Raw genomic sequence first — 13,496 nt, 5'->3', positions numbered from 1 at the left:
GCGGCATCCAGGATTCCAGCAACGCGCAGCTCAAGCCGATCCGTCAGCTGGAATTGTTCAAGCAAAAGAAGAAAATTGAAGACGACAACGACATGAAGGCGGAAGAGAAAAAAACGATGCTGGACGACATCAACCGCAAGCTGGCGGATATCGCCAAGTTGTAAGGAAACGCCATGCAGGCTTCTACTCAGACAAATAGGCCGCCCGTCTATCCGGACCCGCCCAAACAGGACTTCGGCAAATTGTTCATGTGGGGCGTGCTGCTGGCGGTCCTGGTGGCATCCTGGAAAGGCGCCGACATGCGCCCGCTCGAGCTGTTCAGCGACGCCGGCAACATGGCAACCTATGCGGCCAGCTTCTTCCCGCCGGATTTCACCGACTGGCGCGTCTACGCGGATGAATTGCTGGTCACGCTCCAGATCGCGGTTTGGGGCACCGTATTGGCAGTCATTTGCGCTATTCCCTTCGGGTTGCTGTGCTCGTCGAATATCACGCCGCCGTGGATCAACCAGCCGGTGCGGCGGCTGATGGACGCGGCTCGCGCCATCAACGAGATGGTGTTTGCGATGCTGTTCGTGGTGGCGGTCGGCCTGGGGCCGTTCGCCGGCGTGCTGGCCTTGTTCGTGCATACCACCGGGATCCTGTCGAAGCTGTTCTCGGAAGCGGTGGAAGCGATCGATCCGCAGCCCGTCGAAGGCATCCGGGCAACCGGCGCGCATGTGCTGGAGGAAATCGTCTACGGCGTGCTGCCGCAGGTGATGCCGTTGTGGATTTCGTATGCGCTCTACCGCTTCGAATCCAACGTGCGTTCCGCGACAGTCGTCGGCATGGTCGGCGCCGGCGGCATCGGCGTTATTCTGTGGGAGGTCATCCGCGGTTTCCAGTATGCGCAAACCTGCGCCGTGCTGCTGCTGATCGTCGTGACGGTTACACTGATCGATCTGGCTTCCTCCCGCCTGCGCAAGAGGTTTATCTGATGCAATCCGTACCGGTACTGACTATCGACCTCATCAACGATTGGCTGCGCAATCGCGGCGCCGGCATGTACGGCGGCGAAGCGGTGACACAGCTGGAGCATGCCTTGCAATGCGCAACGCTCGCCAAAGCGGATGGCGCCGCGCCTGAACTGGTGACGGCAGCCTTGCTGCACGATATTTGCCATCTTGCCGAAGGGCTGGACGATCGCACCTATCCGCATGGACCGACCGGTGCGGCCATGCTGGAGGAACTCTTCCCGGCGGCGGTCACCGAACCGGTTCGCATGCATGTCGATGCCAAGCGCTACCTATGCGCCATCGAGCCGCTTTACTGGTCGGGTTTGTCGGGCGCTTCGAAGCGGAGCCTCATGTGGCAGGGCGGGCCGTTCACGCCGGACGAAGCCGCCGCATTTATTGCGCAGCCCCATGCGGAAGATGCGGTGAACCTGCGCCGCTGGGACGATGAAGCCAAGGTTCCCGGAGCAGAGACTGCTTCGCTTGATGAGTTTGTTGCAATCATGCAGTCGGTTGCGTCGGTGCAAAAGAGTGCAGGGGAGAAGGCGGCATGAACATGAGACGACATACGGAAGGCGTGGCGGAATCCACCGGTGTGAGATCGGATATCGCAGTACGGGAAGCGGTGGCGGGCGACGCGGAAGTGCTGGCCCGACTGCTGGCGCAAATGGACGATGAACCAAGCGAGACGGACGGTTTCAACGCCGCGCTCACGCGCCAGATCATGGCGGACATGAAAAGCTATCCGGACTTCAAGGCCTATCTCGCATTGGATGAAGCCGGCGTTCCGGTAGGGACCTTCAGCCTGATGGTGTTTTGCAGCCTGTCGCATCGCGGCAGCCGCCAGGCATTGCTGGATGCGGTCGTCGTTTGCCGCGAAAGGCGAGGACAGGGCGTTGGCGAAGCCATGCTGCAGCGGGCGCTCCATATTGCCGCCGGGTCAGGCTGCTACAAGCTGAGCCTGTCATCGAACATCAAGCGCAAGGATGCACATCGCTTCTATGAGCGTCTCGGCTTCAGCCAGCATGGCGTGAGCCTGAGCATCGAGCTGGCATAGTTCGCTCGATGTTGAAACGGCAGGGCCCGACCGCGCACCGGTCCGGTCGCATTAAAACCGATAAAGGGTGAACATGGGGCGCTCGGGACCTGCGTCCTACTTTGCTGAAAACACTTCAAGAAGCCTTGCTCCCGTCGCTTCCAATGGCCCGCTGTTATCGACGCGTATCACGTCGTCGGATTGCGGCGGCGTGAACTGTTTGATCCGGTCCATCCGCCGCAGAAGCGCGGCACCGCTTTCCCGCTGGCGAGCTTCGATACGCTGTCGAATGACATCCGAACCCGCTTCCACCCAGATGATGCGGGCATCCGGATACATCTGCTTGAGTTGGGGAATGTATTCACGCGATCCGTTCACAACCACATCCCGCCCCGCCTTAAGGTCGGCGTCAATACCGCGGCGAATGCCATAACACAGGTCGTTTGCCTGCCACATCATCGCGAAGTCGCCGGCCGCCGCCTGGCGCCAGAACGTCGCGGTATCGACCGCTTCATGCACTTCGCTCGGATGGACGCCGCGGGTAATGGTCCGGCGGGCAAAAACGATGTTGCCGCTGGCGTTTGCATGCTGCTCCAGCCAGCGCAGCAGCGTGTCCTTGCCCACCCCCGATGCACCGACGAAAAAGAACAGCCTGCCGCGCAGCGGCAATGTGGATTCCGTTCTTTCCGCATCGAAGGCAAACCGCCGCCAGAGGCGGAACGGCGCGCCGGGACTGTCCTCGCGAAAGATCGCCAGATTGTCGATCGACATCGGGCCATGCGCGGCAGCTTCGTCGAAGCACGACTCGGCCGCCTTGCGCATGGAATCCACGGTATGCGCATCCGCTTCCTCCAGCGAATCGCTCAGCGTCATGTGAAAGCGGAATTGTTCCTCGGTATGCGGATAGCCCCATCGTTGCAGCAAGGTCTCCTGCCGCTCGCTCAGGCCGGCATGTCGCCGCCGCGCGAGTTCGGCCGGCGTCGGCGGTGCGCGTAGCAGGTCGAAATAGCTGACGCAGCGCATCGCAAGCGCGCCGATATCCTCCAGCGGGCCTGAAGGAATCAGCGCCATGAAATCGCTGATGGAACGCACGCGTGTATCGTTGAGCGCGATCGGCTTCTGCACTGCGGCAAAGGCTTGGGCCATCGCGAGCAGGTGTGTTTCGCTGAAGCCGTTCATCAGCCTGAACGGCGCTTTCAACGTCGCATGGAATCCGTAGCGCCGTGCATCGGCAGACCATCTTTCCGTAAGTTCCGGCGTCAAGCCTTTGACAGGATGCGGCGTCAGGATTTCGCCGCTTTCCGGATCACGGCCGAGCCAGCGGCATCCGGCTCGCCACCACGCGGATGTCGATGCCGGAGCGAAATAGAGAGCGTAGCGTGTCATGCCGCCAGCGGAACGAGCCGGTTGGTGGTCAGCCGATGCGGCTCGGCGCAGTAAGCGAGCTTGCCGGCGGCGATGGTCGCCACCAGCCGCACATCGCCGCCCGGCTGTGCCTCGACCAGTAGCAGGTCGGCACGATAGCCTTGCGCGATGCGGCCGCGATCGCGCAGGCCAAGGGTTTCGGCAGGATGCTGCGATACCAGCTTCCAGGCGTCGGCCAGCGAGCAGGCGTCTTCCTTGTATGCCAGACGGAAGGGCGCATGCAGCAGCGACGGATAGTAATAATCGGACGTCAGGATGTCGCACATGCCGGTCCTGACCGTTTCCGTCGCCGACAGCGAGCCGCAGTGGCTGCCGCCCAGCAGCACATTCGGCGCGCCCATCACGATACGGCTGCCGAAATCGCGTGCTGCCGCAAGCGCTTCGCTGCTGCGGGGAAATTCACTGACCGTGGCTTCCAGCGCATGGTAGCGCTCCCGATCGGCGCGAGTCTCGTCGTCATGGGATGCCATCGGAATACCGCGCTGCCTGCACGCTGCGGCGAGTCGCCTGACGACGCCTTCCACTTCAGCCGACCTGGCATGCGCAGCCTGCATGCGCTCGACGAAAGTCGTCGCATCACATCGGGCGCGTTCCGCATATGCGGACAATTTCTCCGGTTTCTTCGCCTTGCGCATGATGGATGGCAGGTGATCATTGAATGCGACGAAGGCAATCCATCCTTGCGCAATCCAGTCCAGCGCGTCATCGAGACCGTCCACGTGATGGTTTTCAAAGCGCAGGTGAACCCGATGATCGGCGTGGAAATTCTTGTGCCTGTGTACCACCTGGCGCAGCATCGCCAACGCCGCCTCACGCCCCCGCAAGCCGCCTTCCCATGAGAACGTCACGCCATGGCAGGCGGTGGTGATGCCGTTTGCCACCAGTTGCCTGTCCGTATCGGCCAGCGCGATGTCGTGCGAAAAAACCGTTTCCGGCCGTGGCTGGATCTGGCGTTCGAAGGCATCGCCATGCAGATCGACGATGCCCGGCAACACGATCAGGCCGGTACCGTCGAGGACGGTCCCATCACTGTCCATGCAAAGCTCCGAGGGAGAACGAACGAAGTCGATGAAGGCGTCGGACAGGCCGATGTCGACCTTGTCCCATTCCTTGAAACCGGTTGAGGGGGGCAAAAGGCTGGTCGCACCGTGAATAAGTAATCGCATGGGAATACGCCGGATCAAAGTAAATATGCGCCATGCTAGCCGCCGATTGTGACCGCATATTGACATCGCATCTGACCGACGGATGTCATCAGGATTTCATTTTCCTATGGTCCAATCGCTGCCATGAAAAATCAAGCCCAAGCTCACGGAAATGAGCCCACTTCCGAACGCGCTCAATGGATTTCGCTTCTGGGAAAAGCATCGAGTGAAACACTTAGCGAGATTGCTGCGGCCTATGGCGCACTGCCTGATTATCAGTGGCTCCGTCAGCCGGAAGTCGGCCTGGCAATGGTGCGTGCCCGCACTGGTGGAACCGGCGCGCAATTCAACCTCGGCGAAATGACGGTCACACGTTGCGCATTGCGCTTGCACTCCGGACAGATGGGCGTCGCCTATGTTGCGGGCAGGGATATCCGGCATGCGGAATATGCGGCGATTTTCGATGCACTGATGCAATCCGAGGCGCATGAGGAAGTACGCAGGAAAGTGCTGCAGCCGATTGAACTGGCGCTTGCAAAACGGAAGTCCGCTATTGCCGCGCAAGCGCAGGCAACCAAAGTCGACTTCATGACCATGGTAAGAGGAGAAGACGCATGAGCGCACTGGCCGACGACTTGTTGCTCCCCGCCTGGACCGATGGCGTACATGCGTCGCAGGCGACCTTCCGCTGCGTGCTGAATGCGTTGTCCGAACCGGGCCTGCGGCAAACCATGCCGGTGCGGATCGATGGTCCGGCGCCGCTTGCGTCAGCCACCACCGCGCTTTGCCTCGCCTTGATGGATTACGAAACGCCGGTATGGCGCGATGCCGCGGCGACCACGCCGGCGGTCACGTCCTATCTGCGCTTTCATTGCGGCAGCCCTCTGGTCGGCGACCGTGCCCAGGCCGTGTTCGCCATCATTGCCGACCCCGACTCCAGGTTGTCCGACGGCTTTGCACAGGGAACGATGGACTACCCGGATCGCTCGTGCACCTTGCTTGTCCAGTTGCCCAGCCTTGACGGCGGTCCGGTACGCACACTATCAGGGCCGGGCATAGAACATACCCGCACGATAAGAGTGAAAGGCTTGCCCGACAATTTCGACTTGTTTTGGCGTGAAAACAACGCGGCATTTCCGCTTGGTGTGGATGTCATCTTTTGTTGCGGAGACGAAATCATCGGCCTGCCGCGCACAACCCGCATTGAATCGTAAGGAGCGGCCATGTACGTAGCGGTCAAAGGCGGCGAAAAAGCAATTGAACAATCGTACGCATCGTTGGCACGCAAGCGCCGGGGCGACACTGCGCTTCCCGAACTGAGCGTAGCGCAGATCCGTGAGCAGATGCCGCTGGCGGTTGCGCGCGTGATGAGCGAAGGTTCGCTGTACGACCGCGATCTTGCCGCGCTGGCCATCAAGCAGGCAGCCGGCGATCTTGTCGAAGCGATTTTTCTGGTGCGTGCCTACAGGACCACGCTGCCGCGCCTGATGTCGACCGTGCCGGTGAACACCGGCCGCATGGTGATCGAGCGGCGTATCTCGGCGACATTCAAGGATGTGCCTGGAGGCCAGATCCTCGGCCCAACCTACGATTACACGCAGCGCCTGATCGACTTCACGCTGGCTGCCGATGCGGCGGCGCGGCCACCTGGTGCGCAGGCTACAGCCCCTTCCGACGACGCAGAGCAGGAACCGATGCCGCGGGTGCTGGACTTTCTCAATGCCGAGGGCCTGATCGAGACTGAAGCGCCGCCGCCCGGTGACCCGGCGCCGTGCGACCTTACCCGCGAGCCGCTTGCCTTTCCTGCCGGCCGCGAGGCGCGCCTGCAGAACCTGGCACGCGGCGATGAAGGTTTCCTGCTGGCGCTCGGGTATTCGACCCAACGCGGCTATGGCCGCAATCATCCTTTCGCAGGCGAAATCCGTTACGGCCGGGTGACGGTCGAAGTGGTGCCGGAAGAGCTCGGATTTGCCATCGAGATAGGCGATATCGAACTCACCGAATGCCAGATGGTGAACCAGTTCTCCGGCTCGCATAAGGAAGCGGCCCGCTTCACCCGCGGCTACGGCCTGAGCTTCGGCCATAGCGAGCGCAAGGCGATGGCAATGGGATTGGTCGACCGCGCGCTTCGGGCACAGGAGCTGGACGAGGAGATCGGCGCACCGGCACAGATGGCGGAATTCGTGCTGTATCACTCCGACAACGTGGAAGCGTCCGGCTTCGTACAGCACCTCAAGCTGCCGCACTACGTTGATTTCCAGTCGGAACTGACGCTGATCCGTGCTTTGCGCCGCCAGTTCAGCGAACAGCAGGCGCCCACGGAAACCGGCAAGGAGAATGACGTCCGGGCCGGGGCGATCGATCCACCACGCGCTTCGAAGGCCGCATGATGCAGACACTCTCCTCCAGCCAGTCCGTCACCGCCAGCGTGCCGCCGGATGCCGGCTACAACTTCGCCTATCTCGATGAGCAGACCAAGCGCATGATCCGGCGCGCCATCCTGAAAGCGGTCGCGATACCGGGCTACCAGGTGCCGTTCGGCGGCCGCGAGATGCCCTTGCCCTACGGCTGGGGTACTGGCGGGATTCAAGTGACCGCGGCCGTGATCGGCCAGGACGATGTGTTGAAAGTGATCGACCAGGGCTCTGACGACACTACCAATGCGGTGAATATCCGCCGCTTCTTTCGCCGCACCACCGGTGTGGCGACCACCGAACGCACCACGGAAGCAACACTGATCCAGACCCGGCACCGCATCCCGGAAACACCGCTGAAAGCCGGCCAGACCATCGTCTACCAGGTGCCTATTCCGGAGCCGCTGCGCTGGCTGGAAGCGAGCGAGGAGCAGACCCGCAAGCTGCACGCGATGGCCGACTACAGCTTGATGAGCGTGAAGCTGTATGAGGACATTGCCCGCATGGGAAAAATCGCCACCTCCTATGATTATCCGGTCGTGGTCAACGGGCGCTACCTGATGCGGCCTTCGCCGATTCCGAAGTTCGACAATCCAAAAATGCATATGAGCCCCGCATTGCAACTGTTCGGCGCCGGCCGCGAGAAGCGCATCTACGCAGTGCCGCCGTACACACCGGTCAAGAGCCTGGATTTCGACGATCACCCGTTCGAAGTCGAGCGCTGGGAACAGACCTGCGCCCTGTGCGGTTCGGACCACAGCTTTCTCGATGAGGTAATCATGGACGATCAGGGCGCCCGCATGTACTTATGCAGCGACACCGACTATTGCCGTGGACGGCAGGCGGCATCGACAGGGGAGGCTGCATGAGCGTCATCGTGGATAACCCGTTGTTGCGCGCGGAAGGCGTCTGCAAGCGTTTCGGGGCGCGTATTGCATGCGACACAATCGACCTGACGCTGCATCCGGGTGAAGTGCTCGGCATCGTCGGCGAGTCGGGCTCAGGCAAGACCACGCTGCTGAAATGCCTTGCCGGCCAATCCGCCCCGGACGCCGGCCGCGTGCTTTTTGCCACACGGCATGAGGGCGAAGCCGACATCTATGCGATCAGCGAAGCGCGCCGCAAGCTGCTGTCACGTACCGACTGGGGTTTTGTTCACCAGAGCGCGCGTGACGGCCTGCGCAGCGACGTCTCGGCCGGCGCCAACGTCGGCGAGCGCCTGATGGCTGTGGGTGCACGGCATTACGGCAACATCCGCGCCGAGGCCATCGAGTGGCTCGCGCGGGTGGAAATCGATCCGTCGCGTATCGACGACCTGCCGCGTGACTTTTCCGGCGGCATGCAGCAACGTCTGCAGATCGCCCGGAACCTGGTGACCAAGCCGCGCCTGATATTCATGGACGAGCCGACCGCAAGTCTCGATGTGTCGGTGCAGGCGCGCCTGCTCGACCTGCTGCGCCAGCTGGTGTCCCAGCTTCAGGTCGCGGCGGTGATCGTCACCCATGACCTCGCCGTCGCACGCCTGCTGGCGCACCGCCTGATGGTGATGCGCAGGGGGCAGGTCGTGGAAGAAGGCCTGACCGACCAGGTGCTGGACGACCCCCAGCATCCGTACACCCAACTGCTGGTGTCGTCCGTCCTATGAAAGAACAATCCATGAACCGTCGTATCGAAGTCAGTGGCCTCTCGAAGGAATTCACGCTGCATCTGCAAGGCGGCCTGCAATTGCCGGTACTGACCGGCGTGGACATGCAGGTCGATGCCGGCGAATGCGTCGTGATCCATGCGCCGTCCGGTGCCGGCAAAAGCACGCTGCTGCGCTGCCTGTATGCGAACTACCGCGCCAGCAGCGGATCGATCAATATCCGCCATGGCGACCAGTGGGTCGACCTGGCGTCCGCGACGCCGCATGAAGTGCATGCGGTGCGGCGCTCGACACTCGGATTCGTCACCCAGTTCCTACGGGTGATTCCACGCGTGCCGACGCTTGACCTGGTGGCGGAGCCCTTGATCGTAAAAGGCATTGACGCCAAGGATGCGCAGGAAGAAGCCAAGTCCTGGCTGTCGCGGCTGCGCATTCCGCCGCGCTTGTGGCATGTGCCACCGGCAACGTTTTCCGGCGGCGAGCAGCAGCGGGTGAATATCGCACGCACCATGATCACCGACTATCCGGTTCTGCTGCTGGACGAGCCGACCGCCTCGCTCGACGAAGCCAACCGCGACACGGTCGTCGGCCTGATCAAAGCCGCCCGCGAGCGGGGTGCCGCCATCGTCGGCATTTTCCACGACGAACATGTACGGCGTGCGCTTGCGACCCGGCTGTTTTCGATTGCACCGGTCCAGCCGGTTTCCCTGGTAGGAATGCCATGACCATCATCACCAACGCACGCATCGTTACCGCCGATGAAGAGTTTCTTGGTTCCCTGTTCGTCGAGAACGACATCATTGCCGAGGTGGCGGGCGGCGCAAGCGCGTTGCCCGGGGCGGACGACTGGAACGGCGATTACCTGTTGCCGGGCATGGTGGAAGTGCATACCGACAACCTGGAAAAGCATTTGATGCCTCGCCCCAAGGTGAGCTGGCCGGTATTGCCGGCGATCGTCGCGCACGACGCCCAGATCGCCGCATCCGGTATCACTACCGTGCTGGACGCGCTGTCGGTGGGCGACATTGATGCCGACAGCATCCGCGTCCGCACCCTGGCGGCATGCAGCGAGGGCCTTCGCAATGCTGCAAGGGCGGGAATCCTGCGTGCCGACCATTATCTGCATGTGCGGCTGGAACTGGCGGAAGAGAACCTGCTTGAGATGTTCGAACCATTCCTGCATGACGAACGCTTGAAGCTGGTATCGCTGATGGACCATACCCCGGGGCAGCGGCAGTGGACCGACCTGACGCATTACCGCACCTATGTGACCGGCAAGCGCGGCTGGAGCGAAGAAAAAGTGGATTCGATGCTCGTCAATCTGCTGGACCGCCAGCAGCGCTATGCAGATGCAAACCGTTCCGGCGTAGTGGCGCGTTGCATGCAGCGTACCGTGCCGGTGCCTCTCGCCACGCACGACGACACCACCGTGGCGCATGTGGAGGAGGGCGTCAGCGACGGCGTGTCGATTTCCGAGTTCCCGACCACGATGGCGGCCGCCCGCGCCGCGCGCGAACGGGGACTCGGCATCATCATGGGTGCGCCCAACCTGGTGCGCGGCGGTTCGCATTCCGGTAACGTGTCGGCGGCGGAGCTGGCCCGCGCCGACCTGCTGGACGTGCTTTCTTCCGACTATGTGCCGGCAAGCCTGCTGCACGCCGCCTTCCTGCTGCGCAAGGAAGGCTTCAGCCTGCCGAATGCCATCGCTACCGTATCCCGCAACCCGGCGCTGATGGTCGGGCTTGTCGACCGTGGAGAAATTGCACCCGAGTTGCGCGCGGATTTCATCCGTGTCCGGATGATGGAAGGCATTCCTGTCGTTTTGGGTGTGTGGAAAGCGGGAAGGCAGATTGCATAAGCTGCCTGTCAGCCTTCGCCGCTTCGCGGCATCGTTGCCCGAGGCGGCGCGCCTGCCTGACGTTCCGCATTCCGGATATCCGGCTGTTCCCGGCAAAAGAATACTCGTCCTCAGCGTCTCCGCCGGGGCCGGCCATCTGCGGGCGGCGCAAGCCATCGAAGCGCAGGCCGCTCTGGTCGCCGGTGCGGAGGTGATTCACCTGGACGTCATGCGTTATGTGCCTGCGGGATTCCGCACGCTATATACCGGCTTTTATCTCACCCTGGTGAATCGCCTTCCGACCTTATGGGGGTGCCTATATCAATCGACCAACAAAGCGCAGCCTGACGGCGCCCTGCAAACCGTACGACGTGCTTTCGAGCGTCTCAATACCCGTGCGCTGCTGAGGGAAATAGATGCATTGGCGCCCGATGCAATCATTTGTACCCATTTTCTGCCTGCGGAGCTACTATCCCATGCCGCCGAAAAGCGTCGCCCTGGCTGTCCGGTATGGGTACAGGTGACCGACTTCGACCTGCACCGGATGTGGGTGCAACCGCACATCGCCGGCTATTTCGCGGCCAGCGAGGAAGTGGCGTTTCGCATGCGCGCCCGAGGAATACCGCCGCACACCATCCATGTGACCGGTATCCCGATCATGCCGACATTTGGCGCCATGCTTCAGCGAGACATCTGCGCGAAAGAGATGGGTCTCGATCCGCGCCGCATGACGCTGGTCCTCATTGGTGGAGGGGCAGGTCTGGGCGGCCTCGATACGGTCGCTGCAGCGTTATTGGAGATTGATGAAGATTTTCAGCTCATTGTCATGGCCGGCAGGAATGCCGTCGCGCTGAACGCGCTTCGCAGGCTGGCCGCGCAGCATCCCGGCAGGCTGCTGCCACAGGGATACAACCACCGCATCGAGCGGGTACTTGCCTGCGCCGATCTCGTTATCACCAAGCCGGGCGGCCTGACCTGCGCCGAGTGCCTTGCGCTGGGATTGCCGATGATTGTGAATAATCCGATTCGCGGGCAGGAGGAGCGCAATGCCGATTTTCTGCTGGAGCAGGGTGTGGCGCTGAAGGCTTGTGACCCAGTCACGCTGGAATACCGCGTCCGTTACCTGCTCCGGCATCCGGACAAACTTTCAGACATGCGGCGCAGGGCAAGAGCACTCGGCCGCCCGGATGCCGCTCGGGATGTGCTGAAAGCGGTCATGGCAACCGAGTCCGTGTACGACAATGCGGTTTGAGATTCGCGGACGCCAGCTCGCACTGACGCTGGCATGGACCGTGATGCTGGCGTATTTCTTTGCCCATGCGGAAATTCAGATCGAGGGCGGCGCGGGATGGGCGGCGAATCTGCCGACATGGCGCATCGAACAGCACTGGCTGCTCGATGTGTTTTGGGGCGGACGACCGATGACCGGATACCATGCCTGGGTCTTCCCCTTCATCGCAATGTTTTTTCACCTTCCGCTGTTCTTCTTGGGGCATTGGTCCTGGAGAGCCGAGTGTTTGGTCCTGGCCTGCATCATGCTGTTCTGGATCGTCGAGGACTTTCTCTGGTTCATGCTCAATCCGGCATTCGGACTTGCACGGTTCCACGCCGACGCCATTCCCTGGCATAAACATTGGTTGTGGGTGGCGCCGGCGGATTACTGGATTTTCTCGCTGGTAATGATGTTTCTCCTGTGGATTTCCCTGCGGAAAAGCCGGTAGTGCGACCGATTGTTGTCAAGGGTGAACCAACCCGTTCGGTGTATGCTCGAACCGGTTATTTCACCTGGATAAAACCGGTCAATGCGGGAAGAACGTCAAGCAGCGCAATTCATCAAGACACGCCGGCTTGCCACCGGCTTGCTGGTGCTGATGGCGGTCGTTTTCGTCGTATGCCGGATATTCGAGCCGCGCTATCCCTTCCTGGCGTATGTGAGCGCATTCGCGGAAGCAGCGATGGTGGGGGCGCTCGCGGACTGGTTTGCGGTCACCGCCTTGTTCCGCTCCCCGCTCGGCTTGCCGATTCCCCACACCGCCATCATCCCGCGCAACAAGGACCGGATCGGCGAGAGCCTGTCCGATTTCCTCGAACATAACTTCATGACACCGGAGATCATCCGGGAAGAGCTTGAACGTCTCGATTTTTCCGGCATGGCCGCATCCTGGCTGTCAAGCCCTGAAAACAGCCGGGCGGTATCCCGCCAGATCGTACGCAGCATTCCCACATTGTTGAAAGTGGTGGAGGATGACGACGTACGCCACTTCATGCAAAGCCGCATTGCCTCGGCAATGCAGAACACCCGCTTCGCGCCCATCCTGGCCGAGGTCATTTCCATGCTGGTCGCCAACCGGCATCATCAAAAGCTGTTCGACCATCTGATCGGCATGGCCGCACGCGCGCTGGACAACAACAAGCCCTATATCCGCTGGAAGATCCACGAAAGCAGCCCGCGCTGGATGCCGAAGGCGATTGATCAGAAGCTGTATGAACGCCTGCTCGATGCATTGCAAAGCACGCTGGCGGAGATGAAGGAAGACGACAGCGAATGGCGCGCGCGCTTTCAGAAATCCACCGACGAACTCATCGAGCAGCTCAAAACATCGCCGGAGTACGGAGAGAAGATCGACGCCATCGTGATGGACGTCGCCGGGCATCCGCTGTTCCGTAATTATTCGGTCCAGGTCTGGCATGATTTGAAGGCACGTCTCGAAGCGGATGCGATGGCGGAGGATTCACAGATGGCGGTCAAGCTCGAGCAGGCCTTGCTTGCCTTCGGTACCGAGCTATTGCGCGACGAGATGGTGCAGGTGAAGCTGAATCGATGGATTCGGGAATTCGCGGTGGACGCGATCGTGGAACGGCGGGAAATGATCGCGGACCTGGTGGCGCGGGTGATTCGGAAATGGGATGCGGAGACGATATCGCGCAAGCTGGAGCTGCATGTGGGGAAGGATTTGCAATATATCCGGATTAATGGGACGTTGGTTGGGGGAGTGGTGGGG

15 protein-coding genes are annotated in these 13,496 nt (G+C 61.5%); 13 read left to right on the top strand and 2 right to left on the bottom strand.

Annotation, left to right across the window (positions count from 1 at the left end; genetic code table 11):
* Nucleotides 1–173: 173 nt before the first annotated feature.
* Genes phnE through V7080_RS15960 form a run of 3 tightly spaced genes read left to right on the top strand, consistent with a single transcriptional unit; the run spans nt 174 to nt 2,049 of the window.
* On the top strand, nt 174–977 hold the full coding sequence (phnE, locus tag V7080_RS15970) for a phosphonate ABC transporter, permease protein PhnE (protein WP_334189383.1): 804 nt from the start codon (nt 174–176) through the stop codon (nt 975–977).
* Nucleotides 977–1,546: an HD domain-containing protein gene (locus tag V7080_RS15965; protein ID WP_334189382.1), complete on the top strand. Its 570-nt coding sequence runs from the start codon at nt 977–979 to the stop codon at nt 1,544–1,546. Before phnE ends, V7080_RS15965 begins: the two co-directional genes overlap by 1 nt.
* The gene (locus tag V7080_RS15960) at nt 1,543–2,049 is read left to right on the top strand and encodes a GNAT family N-acetyltransferase (protein WP_334189381.1); all 507 of its coding nucleotides are present in this window, start codon (nt 1,543–1,545) and stop codon (nt 2,047–2,049) included. The genes V7080_RS15965 and V7080_RS15960 overlap by 4 nt, the downstream gene beginning before the upstream one ends.
* A gap of 96 nt (nt 2,050–2,145) precedes the next feature.
* Here the strand turns inward: V7080_RS15960 and phnN are convergent, their stop codons facing one another.
* Together phnN and V7080_RS15950 are read right to left on the bottom strand one after the other, a co-directional pair.
* Nucleotides 2,146–3,414 carry a phosphonate metabolism protein/1,5-bisphosphokinase (PRPP-forming) PhnN gene (gene phnN, locus V7080_RS15955; protein ID WP_334189380.1) on the bottom strand — a complete coding sequence of 423 codons (1,269 nt, stop codon included), beginning with the start codon at nt 3,412–3,414 and terminating at the stop codon, nt 2,146–2,148.
* Nucleotides 3,411–4,619 carry an alpha-D-ribose 1-methylphosphonate 5-triphosphate diphosphatase gene (locus V7080_RS15950; protein WP_334189379.1) on the bottom strand — a complete coding sequence of 403 codons (1,209 nt, stop codon included), beginning with the start codon at nt 4,617–4,619 and terminating at the stop codon, nt 3,411–3,413. Before V7080_RS15950 ends, phnN begins: the two co-directional genes overlap by 4 nt.
* A gap of 123 nt (nt 4,620–4,742) precedes the next feature.
* On the opposite strand from V7080_RS15950, the gene phnG reads away from it, so the two are divergent.
* The 10 genes from phnG to V7080_RS15900 form a co-directional block, all read left to right on the top strand.
* Nucleotides 4,743–5,216 (top strand): phosphonate C-P lyase system protein PhnG, encoded by a 474-nt coding sequence (gene phnG, locus V7080_RS15945; protein WP_334189378.1) that lies wholly within the window; start codon nt 4,743–4,745, stop codon nt 5,214–5,216.
* The gene (gene phnH / locus V7080_RS15940; RefSeq protein ID WP_334189377.1) at nt 5,213–5,812 is read left to right on the top strand and encodes a phosphonate C-P lyase system protein PhnH; all 600 of its coding nucleotides are present in this window, start codon (nt 5,213–5,215) and stop codon (nt 5,810–5,812) included. The genes phnG and phnH overlap by 4 nt, the downstream gene beginning before the upstream one ends.
* Nucleotides 5,813–5,821: 9 nt before the next feature.
* On the top strand, nt 5,822–6,988 hold the full coding sequence (locus tag V7080_RS15935; protein WP_334189376.1) for a carbon-phosphorus lyase complex subunit PhnI: 1,167 nt from the start codon (nt 5,822–5,824) through the stop codon (nt 6,986–6,988).
* Nucleotides 6,985–7,881: an alpha-D-ribose 1-methylphosphonate 5-phosphate C-P-lyase PhnJ gene (locus V7080_RS15930; RefSeq protein WP_442947241.1), complete on the top strand. Its 897-nt coding sequence runs from the start codon at nt 6,985–6,987 to the stop codon at nt 7,879–7,881. Before V7080_RS15935 ends, V7080_RS15930 begins: the two co-directional genes overlap by 4 nt.
* Complete coding sequence (phnK, locus tag V7080_RS15925; RefSeq protein ID WP_334189375.1) at nt 7,878–8,657, top strand: phosphonate C-P lyase system protein PhnK; 780 nt, start codon at nt 7,878–7,880, stop codon at nt 8,655–8,657. Before V7080_RS15930 ends, phnK begins: the two co-directional genes overlap by 4 nt.
* A gap of 11 nt (nt 8,658–8,668) precedes the next feature.
* A complete protein-coding gene (phnL, locus tag V7080_RS15920; RefSeq protein ID WP_334189374.1) occupies nt 8,669–9,382 on the top strand; it encodes a phosphonate C-P lyase system protein PhnL in 714 nt (237 codons plus the stop codon).
* Nucleotides 9,379–10,515: an alpha-D-ribose 1-methylphosphonate 5-triphosphate diphosphatase gene (locus V7080_RS15915; protein WP_334189373.1), complete on the top strand. Its 1,137-nt coding sequence runs from the start codon at nt 9,379–9,381 to the stop codon at nt 10,513–10,515. The genes phnL and V7080_RS15915 overlap by 4 nt, the downstream gene beginning before the upstream one ends.
* A gap of 52 nt (nt 10,516–10,567) precedes the next feature.
* On the top strand, nt 10,568–11,746 hold the full coding sequence (locus V7080_RS15910; protein ID WP_442947242.1) for an MGDG synthase family glycosyltransferase: 1,179 nt from the start codon (nt 10,568–10,570) through the stop codon (nt 11,744–11,746).
* Complete coding sequence (locus V7080_RS15905; protein WP_334189372.1) at nt 11,736–12,215, top strand: hypothetical protein; 480 nt, start codon at nt 11,736–11,738, stop codon at nt 12,213–12,215. Before V7080_RS15910 ends, V7080_RS15905 begins: the two co-directional genes overlap by 11 nt.
* An 81-nt stretch (nt 12,216–12,296) precedes the next feature.
* Nucleotides 12,297–13,496: DUF445 domain-containing protein (locus V7080_RS15900; protein ID WP_334189371.1), on the top strand; the 1,200-nt coding region annotated here is incomplete at its 3' end.

The sequence above is a fragment of the Noviherbaspirillum sp. genome, from assembly GCF_036846085.1.
GTDB lineage: Bacteria > Pseudomonadota > Gammaproteobacteria > Burkholderiales > Burkholderiaceae_D > Noviherbaspirillum.
The sequence above is the reverse complement of the archived record's forward strand: the minus strand, read 5'-3'. Positions and strand labels throughout refer to the sequence as shown.

Bases quoted from the DNA above. Each gene is read 5' to 3' on its own strand.
- V7080_RS15965 (WP_334189382.1), top strand. From the start codon at position 977: ATGCAATCCGTACCGGTACTGACTATCGACCTCATCAACGATTGGCTG.
- V7080_RS15960 (WP_334189381.1), top strand. From the start codon at position 1,543: ATGAACATGAGACGACATACGGAAGGCGTGGCGGAATCCACCGGTGTG.
- V7080_RS15915 (WP_334189373.1), top strand. From the start codon at position 9,379: ATGACCATCATCACCAACGCACGCATCGTTACCGCCGATGAAGAGTTT.
- phnN (WP_334189380.1), bottom strand. From the start codon at position 3,414: ATGACACGCTACGCTCTCTATTTCGCTCCGGCATCGACATCCGCGTGG.
- V7080_RS15935 (WP_334189376.1), top strand. From the start codon at position 5,822: ATGTACGTAGCGGTCAAAGGCGGCGAAAAAGCAATTGAACAATCGTAC.
- V7080_RS15950 (WP_334189379.1), bottom strand. From the start codon at position 4,619: ATGCGATTACTTATTCACGGTGCGACCAGCCTTTTGCCCCCCTCAACC.
- phnG (WP_334189378.1), top strand. From the start codon at position 4,743: ATGAAAAATCAAGCCCAAGCTCACGGAAATGAGCCCACTTCCGAACGC.
- phnK (WP_334189375.1), top strand. From the start codon at position 7,878: ATGAGCGTCATCGTGGATAACCCGTTGTTGCGCGCGGAAGGCGTCTGC.
- phnL (WP_334189374.1), top strand. From the start codon at position 8,669: ATGAACCGTCGTATCGAAGTCAGTGGCCTCTCGAAGGAATTCACGCTG.
- phnE (WP_334189383.1), top strand. From the start codon at position 174: ATGCAGGCTTCTACTCAGACAAATAGGCCGCCCGTCTATCCGGACCCG.
- phnH (WP_334189377.1), top strand. From the start codon at position 5,213: ATGAGCGCACTGGCCGACGACTTGTTGCTCCCCGCCTGGACCGATGGC.
- V7080_RS15905 (WP_334189372.1), top strand. From the start codon at position 11,736: ATGCGGTTTGAGATTCGCGGACGCCAGCTCGCACTGACGCTGGCATGG.
- V7080_RS15930 (WP_442947241.1), top strand. From the start codon at position 6,985: ATGATGCAGACACTCTCCTCCAGCCAGTCCGTCACCGCCAGCGTGCCG.